General features: G+C 73.8%; 4 protein-coding genes and 1 tRNA gene. 4 read left to right on the top strand and 1 reads right to left on the bottom strand.

The window, feature by feature from the left end:
- Positions 1-16 precede the first annotated feature (16 nt).
- The 4 genes from K6I33_RS28885 (at position 17) to K6I33_RS28870 (ending at position 6,804) form a co-directional block, all read left to right on the top strand.
- Positions 17-934 (top strand): type VII secretion protein, encoded by a 918-nt coding sequence (locus tag K6I33_RS28885; protein ID WP_229357485.1) that lies wholly within the window; start codon positions 17-19, stop codon positions 932-934.
- Between the two features lie 16 nt (positions 935-950).
- Positions 951-4,979, top strand: coding sequence for a type VII secretion protein EccCa (gene eccCa / locus K6I33_RS28880; protein ID WP_229357484.1), 4,029 nt, complete (start codon positions 951-953; stop codon positions 4,977-4,979).
- Positions 4,976-6,394, top strand: a complete 1,419-nt coding sequence (locus tag K6I33_RS28875) for a DUF6177 family protein (protein WP_229357483.1) — start codon at positions 4,976-4,978, stop codon at positions 6,392-6,394. Before eccCa ends, K6I33_RS28875 begins: the two co-directional genes overlap by 4 nt.
- Positions 6,395-6,609: 215 nt before the next feature.
- Complete coding sequence (locus K6I33_RS28870; RefSeq protein WP_126914139.1) at positions 6,610-6,804, top strand: hypothetical protein; 195 nt, start codon at positions 6,610-6,612, stop codon at positions 6,802-6,804.
- 79 nt (positions 6,805-6,883) lie between these two features.
- Here the strand turns inward: K6I33_RS28870 and K6I33_RS28865 are convergent.
- Positions 6,884-6,957, bottom strand: a tRNA-Gly gene (locus K6I33_RS28865).
- Positions 6,958-7,055 lie beyond the last annotated feature (98 nt).

The raw sequence follows: 7,055 nt of genomic DNA, 5'->3' as shown, positions 1-7,055 counted from the left end.
GCCCACCCCCGTCACCATGGAGATCCCGCTCCCCGAGGAGCTCCTCAAGGGCAAGCCGCTGAGCGGCGACTCCGCCGCCAAGCGGACCTCGCGCTCGCTGCGGCGCCTGATGGGCTCCTCGGCCACCCGCGAGGTGGAGGAGGCGACCCGCGTCGCCCAGGCGCTCCAGCAGCCGCTGACCACCGGCCGGCAGATCGTCGTCACCAGCATCCGCGGCGGCGCGGGCAAGACCACCGTCGCCGCGCTGCTCGGCCGCACCTACGCCCACTACCGCCAGGACCCCGTCCTGATGCTGGAGGCCGACTCCGCGCTGGGCACCCTCCCGGCCCGGCTGGGGGTCACCAAGGTGCGCTGGACGACCAGCGACCTCGCCCGGATCATCGACCCCTCGATGCAGCTCACCGACGTCGTCGGCTATCTCGTCCAGCTCCCCGACCGGGGCTGGCTGCTGCCCGGCAGCCAGGGCCGCGTCGGCAGCCGGCTGGACCTGCCGGACTACCGCACGGTGATGGTCGCGCTGCGCCGCTACTTCGGCATCACCGTCGTCGACTGCGACACCCTGCCCAGCGAGCTGTCGCGCACCGCCCTGTCGGCCGCCCAGGCGCGGGTGCTGGTCACCCCCGCCACCGTGGAGGGCGTCACCAGCACCCGCGCGGTGCTGGACTGGATGGCGTCGCTGGGGCGGCCGAGGATGCTGACGGGAACCGTGGTGGTCGTCGCCGCGTCGTCCCCCCACATGACGCTCGACGTGACCGCGGCGAGCGAGCACCTCCAGCTCGACGGCGTGAAAGTCCTGATGCTCCCCTACGACCGGCACCTCGCCGCCGGCGGCCCGATCCGCACCGACCTGCTCGGCCAGGTCACCCGCGAGGCCGTCACCGAGCTCGCCGCCGACGTCCTCACCCGAGCCATGAGCCGGCGAACCTCCCGATGAGCAGGCGGACCCCCTGATGACCACGCGAATAGTCCACCGCCCCGCCCGCACCACCCGGCCGTTGCCGACGCCGGAGGAGCGCGTCATCGAGCCGCCGCCCAATCTGCCCGAGGGCAAGACCGGCGGCGCCCTCCACACCCTCATGCCCATCGCGGGCGTGATGAGTTCCGTCGTGATGATGACGGTCGTGCGCAACAGCCAGTTCGCCGGACTCGGGGCGATCGTGCTCGTCGTCACCGTGATCGGCTCGGTGGGCATGCTGCTGTCGCAGCGCGGCAAGGCCCAGCGCACCCGCCGTCAGCAGCGCGAGCGCTACCTCGAGTACCTGGAGGAGCTCCGCGAGGAGCTGGGCGCCGAGGAGCGCGAGCGCCGCGAGACCGCCCGTGTCCTGGACCCGCCGCCCGAGGCGCTCTACGACCTCGTGCGCGACCCGGCCCGGCTGTGGGAGCGCCGCCGCCTCGACGGCGACTTCCTCAAGGTGCGCGTGGGCACCGGACGGATGCCCGTACGGCCCCTGAAGGTCGGCCAGCAGGGCGGCAGCGTCCTCACCCCGCCGGACCGCTTCATGCTCAACGAGGCCGGGGCGCTGAAGAACCGCTTCGTGACGGCGGCCGACCTGCCCCTGACCGTCCCCCTCGACCGCGCCGGCGACGTCAGCGTCGTCGGCGACCGCGAGGGCGTCCTGCGCGTCGTCCGCGCCCTGCTCACCCAGGCCGCCGTCACCCACGCCCCCGACGACGTCGCCTTCGCGCTCGCCTGCCCGGGCGAGCGGATGGCCGACTGGGGCTGGTTCAAGTGGCTGCCCCACGCCCTCGACGCCGAGGAGCACGACGGGCCCGTCGCCGCCCGCCGCATCGCCCCCGGACTCGCCCAGCTCGCCCGGCTGATGGGCGCCGACCTGCGCACCCGCGCCTCCTACGCCGCCGAGGTGCGGCGCGGCCTCTCCGGCCGGGACGCCCTGGAGATGGCGGGCCGCCTCCTCGTCGTCAGCGACGAGTACGGGCAGGACGCCCGCGAACTGCCGCGCCCCGACGACGCCGTCCCCCTGCGGGACATGGGCGTCACCGTGCTCCACCTGGTCGCCGAGCGCGTCCAGGAGCCCGGCCAGGTGTCCCTGCGCATCACCGTCGACGGCGACCAGGTGCACATCGAGGACCTGCGCCCCGCCGAGCCGGTCGTCTCCGAGGGCACCGCCGACCAGGCGACCGCCGCCGGGGTGGAGGGCATCGCCCGGCTGCTCTCCCCCCTGCGGCTGTCCGCCGAATCCCTCGTGGACGCGCCCCTGTCCGGCCCCGTCGACTTCGCCGAGCTCCTCGGCATCGACGACCCGGCCGCCCTGGACGTCGGGTCCCTGTGGCGACCGCGCGGCGAACGCGCCTTCCTGCGCGTGCCCATCGGCGTCAGCGACAGCCGCGAGCCCGTCCTGCTCGACCTCAAGGAGTCCTCCGAGCTCGGCATGGGCCCGCACGGCCTGTGCGTCGGCGCCACCGGCTCCGGCAAGAGCGAACTCCTGCGCACCCTCGTCCTCGCGCTGGTCGCGAGCCACCCGCCGGAGGACCTCGCCATGGTCCTCGTCGACTACAAGGGCGGCGCCACCTTCGCGCCCTTCGCCGACCTGCCGCACGTCGCCGGCGTCATCACCAACCTGGAGAACCAGGCCGGCCTCGTCGAGCGCGTCCACTCCTCCCTCGCCGGCGAGGTCCAGCGCCGCCAGCAGGTCCTCAAGGACGCGGGCAACGTCGCCGACATCGGCCACTACGCCGCCCTGCGCGAGACCCGCCCCGACCTCGACCCGCTGCCGCACCTGTTCGTCGTCATCGACGAGTTCGGCGAACTCCTCACGGCCAAGCCCGACTTCATCGACCTGTTCCTGTCCATCGGCCGCATCGGCCGCTCCATCGGCGTCCACCTGCTGCTCTCCAGCCAGCGCATCGAGGGCGGCAAGCTCAAGGGCCTGGACACCTACCTCTCCTACCGGCTCGGCCTGCGCACCTTCTCCGCCGACGAGTCCCGCACCGTCCTCGACACCACCGACGCCTTCCACCTGCCGCCCATCCCCGGCTTCGGCTATCTGAAGGTCGACACCAGCGCCTACGAGCGGTTCAAGGCCGGCTTCGTCTCCGGCCCCTATCGCGGCCCCGTGACGCGCGACACCGAGGACGACGGCCCCACCGTCCTCCCCTACCCGGACTTCAACACCATCGGCGAGCCCGAGGACGCCCCGGGCGACGGCGAACAGCCCGCCATGCGCCACCGCAATCCCGGCCCCACCACCATGTCCGTCGTCGTCGACCAGCTCCGCGACGCCGCCGCCCCCACCCGCGCCATCTGGCTGCCGCCGCTGCCCCGGGCCATCGCCCTGGACACCTCGGCCGGCCCCCTCCAGGCCGGCGCGCGCGGCATGCAACTGGCCGTCCGCCCCGGCCCCATGCGGGTGCCGCTCGGCATCCTCGACGACCCGGCCAAGCAGTGGCAGGGCCAGTGGGTCCTCGACCTCACCGTCGCCGGCGGCCACGCCGCCGTCATCGGCGGCCCCCAGTCAGGCAAGACGACCCTGCTGCGCACCCTCGCCCTGTCCCTGGCGATGACCCACACCCCGCGCGAGGTCGGCGTCTACGGGCTCGACCTGGTCGGCGGCGGCCTCGCCGCGCTCTCCGGGCTGCCCCACGTCGGCGGCATCGCGGGCCGCGCCGACCGCGAGCGCGTCAGCCGCACGGTGGAGGAGGTGCGCGGCATGCTCGCCGCCCGCGAGGAGCTCTTCCGCGAGCACGGCATCGACTCCGTCGAGCGACTGCGCGAGATGCGCGCCGAGGGCCGGCTGCCCGAGCTGTCCTCCACCGAGGTCGTGCTGCTCGTCGACGGGTTCGGCGCCCTGCGCGACGACTTCGAGGACATCGAGGACGCGGTCACCGACCTCCTCAAGCGCGGCGGCGGCTACGGCATCCACGTCGTCGCCGCCATGCACCGCTGGAACGACGTCCGCATCGCCACCCAGTCGATGTTCGGCACCCGCGTCGAGCTCCGTCTGAACGACCCCGGCGACTCCAGCATCGACCGCAAGCTCGCCGAGACCCTGGGCCCGGACGAGAAGGGCCGGGTCCTGACCGACGGCAAGCTGTTCGCCCAGACCGCGCTGCCCCGCATCGACTCCCTCGCCAGCACCGCCGAGCTGGGCCCGGCCGTCGAACAGGCCGCCCTGGTCATCCGCTCGTCCTGGTCCGGCGACGGCGCCCAGCGGGTGCGCGTCCTGCCCGCCCGCATCCCCGCGGCCTCGCTGCCGTCCGTCACCGCCGAGCCCAACCGGGTGCCGGTCGCCCTCGACCAGACGGCGCTCGCGCCCGTCCTGCTCGACCTGTTCCGGCGCGACCAGCACCTGATGATCCTCGGCGACAGCGAGTGCGGGAAGACCAATCTGCTGCGTCTGATCGCCCAGGGGCTCATGGAGCGCTACTCCGACGAGGAGATCGTCTTCGCGGTCTTCGACCCCCGCCGGGGCCTGCGCAAGCTGATCCCCGAGGAGTACCGCGGCGGCTACGCCCACAACTCCCGGCTCTGCGGCGCCCTGGCCACCGGCATCGCCACCGAGCTCGAGAAGCGGATGCCCGACGACCTCGCCGCCCAGGACGCCCTGGCGTCCGGCACCTGGTACTCGGGCCCGCGCATCGTCATCCTCATCGACGACTACGACATCCTCACCACCGCGGGCCAGCAACCGCTCGCGCCCTTCCTGCCGTTCATCCCCTCCGCCCAGGACATCGGCCTCCACTTCGTCGTCACCCGCCGGGTGGCGGGCGCCTCGCGGGCGCTCTACGAGCCGTTCCTGATGACCCTGCGCGAGAGCGGCACCACGGCCGTCGTCATGACCGGCGACCGGCAGGAGGGCCAGCTCTTCCCCGGCGTCTACGCCGGGGCGCAGCCGCCCGGCCGCGGCACGCTCGTCCGCCGCGGCGAGGCGACGCGGCTGATCCAGACGGCGCTGGCGGCGGAGGACGCCGAACCCACCGGCAGCACAGCCACCACGGGAGACACGGGGAACACCGCATGACCAAGGACGTGATCGCGCTCACCGAGCGCATGCCGGACGCGCCGAGCGTCCTGGCGGGCCTGCTCGCCGGCGGCCCCGACCTGCGGGTCGAGACCACCGGCGAGGGCGCCGTGATCCAGCTGTGCGACGCCGGGGGGCGGCCGCTGGTCTCGATCGAGGCGCCCCTGATGCTCCAGGTGCCCGGGGAGGCCGACCGGCTGCTGGGCCCCGGCGCCGCGCCCGCCGGTGACGGCCCCGCCTGGTGGATCGAGGCCCGGGCCACCACCGGCGTCCCCGAGGCCGAACGGCTCGCGGGCGCCTTCGCGGCCCGCCTGACGATGCTGCTGGGTGGCCGGGTCTGGCCGCCGGACGCCCCCGGCACCACCGGGGCGGCCCGCCCGGTCGACGTCTCGGGCGTCACGGCCGTACCCGTGCCCGCGGCCGCCCAGCCGGCCGTCGACATGCTCACCGACCAGGCCGCGATCGTCCTCCAGGACCGGCCCGTCGTCCCCATGACGAGCTGGCTCTCGGAGGTGCTCCGGGCCACCGTGGAGAGCGACCGCGCCCTCCAGATCGTGACCCCGCCGCACTGCCGCCTCTCCCTCGCCACCCGGCTGCTGCTCCAGTCCACCCCCTCGCGCTGGGTGGTGCAGGACGAGCGCTGCGGCTACTACGACGGCCTGACCGGCGCGGTGCTGCGCTGGCAGGACGGCGCCTTCGTCCCGGACCGGGGCGAGGACGGCGAGACCCCGGTGGCGGACGCCTTCGCGGAGACCGCCCGCACCGAGGAGCGCCAGCTCGTCGTCTCCTTCCGCACCCAGCACCGCCCCGAGGCCGATCTCGTCCTCGGCGGCGCGCTGGAGGCCGCCTGGCGGGCGCTGACGGGCGGCCCGCCGGCCGGCTGGGGCACGGCGGAGCCCGCCGGCCTCGCCTGGTCGCGCCGGCAGCTGACCGACCTGGCCTACCGGCGCGCCCCCGAACCCACCTGGACGATGGCGGTGGGCACCCCCGACCGCCCGGCGGTGGCCACGCTGCGCGTGGAGCGCACCCCGGACGCCGTGGAGGAGGACATCACCCTCACCCTCGGCTACGGCCCCGGGGAGAAGCCGCCGCTGGAGGCGCTCCCCGCGCTGGCCGGCGAGCTGGTGACCGGGCACGGGCTGAAGACCATGGTGTGCCAGCTGCGCGAGGCGCGCCGGGACCTGACCGCCCCGCCCCGCTTCGAGCGGCTCCCGGTGCCGTACGCGTTCGTCCTGGGCGCGGAGGGGGTGCGGGAGGCGGGCCGCGACCGCGCGGGCCGCCCGCCCCTGCCGGAGGCCCCGGTGCGGCTGGGGCCCGACGCCCGTCCCGGCTTCTTCTACGCGCTGGGGGACGGCGAGTCGGCCGAGGGCTGGGCGGCGCTGGAGACGCTCATCCGCCATTTGAGGGGCGCATAAACCCCGTCCACAACAGGCGTTGATCACACTTTTGCTCCGAACGAATGGTTCCGGTTTCACCCCTCTCATCAAGAACCCCTGGTAATACCCCGATGAAACGTCACGCCATCGCAACCGGAGGCGAGTTGGTGGCACGATGGTCGGGTGGGGGGTGTGCGGGACGGCATTGGCTCCCGGGCCCGGCCAGGTGCTTCCGACCGAAGGTGTGATCAGTTGTGGCCATTTCACTGTCCGTGGTGCTGCTTTTGGCGATCATCCTGGTGGTGATGATCCGCAGTAAGAACATCAAGGCGGGGCCGGCGATCGTGGCGATCCTCTTCGGCTTCTTCCTCGCCTCCACGGGCATGGCGCCATCGATCAATCGTTTCCTCAGCTCGCTCGCGCAGACGATAAACGGCATCAAGTTCTGAGCCCGTTCCGAGCTTGTTCGGAGCGCGTTCCGGGCCCGGGCACAACAAAAACGCCTCCGGCGGGGCCGGAGGCGTCATGTGGAGCGGGCGACGGGAATCGAACCCGCGTAGCCAGTTTGGAAGACTGGGGCTCTACCATTGAGCTACGCCCGCGTGCGCCGTACGCACCCTGATGGCGGTGCGGCACGCTGTGCATCGTAGCGGGTCGGGGCGGTCCGCCGCACGCCGCCCCCGGATGCGCCCCCCACGCG

This window comes from Streptomyces sp. UNOB3_S3, from assembly GCF_020740895.1.
Classification (GTDB): Bacteria; Actinomycetota; Actinomycetes; order Streptomycetales; family Streptomycetaceae; genus Streptomyces.
Note: the sequence above shows the minus strand (reverse complement) of the source record. Positions and strands in the feature narration are given on the sequence as shown.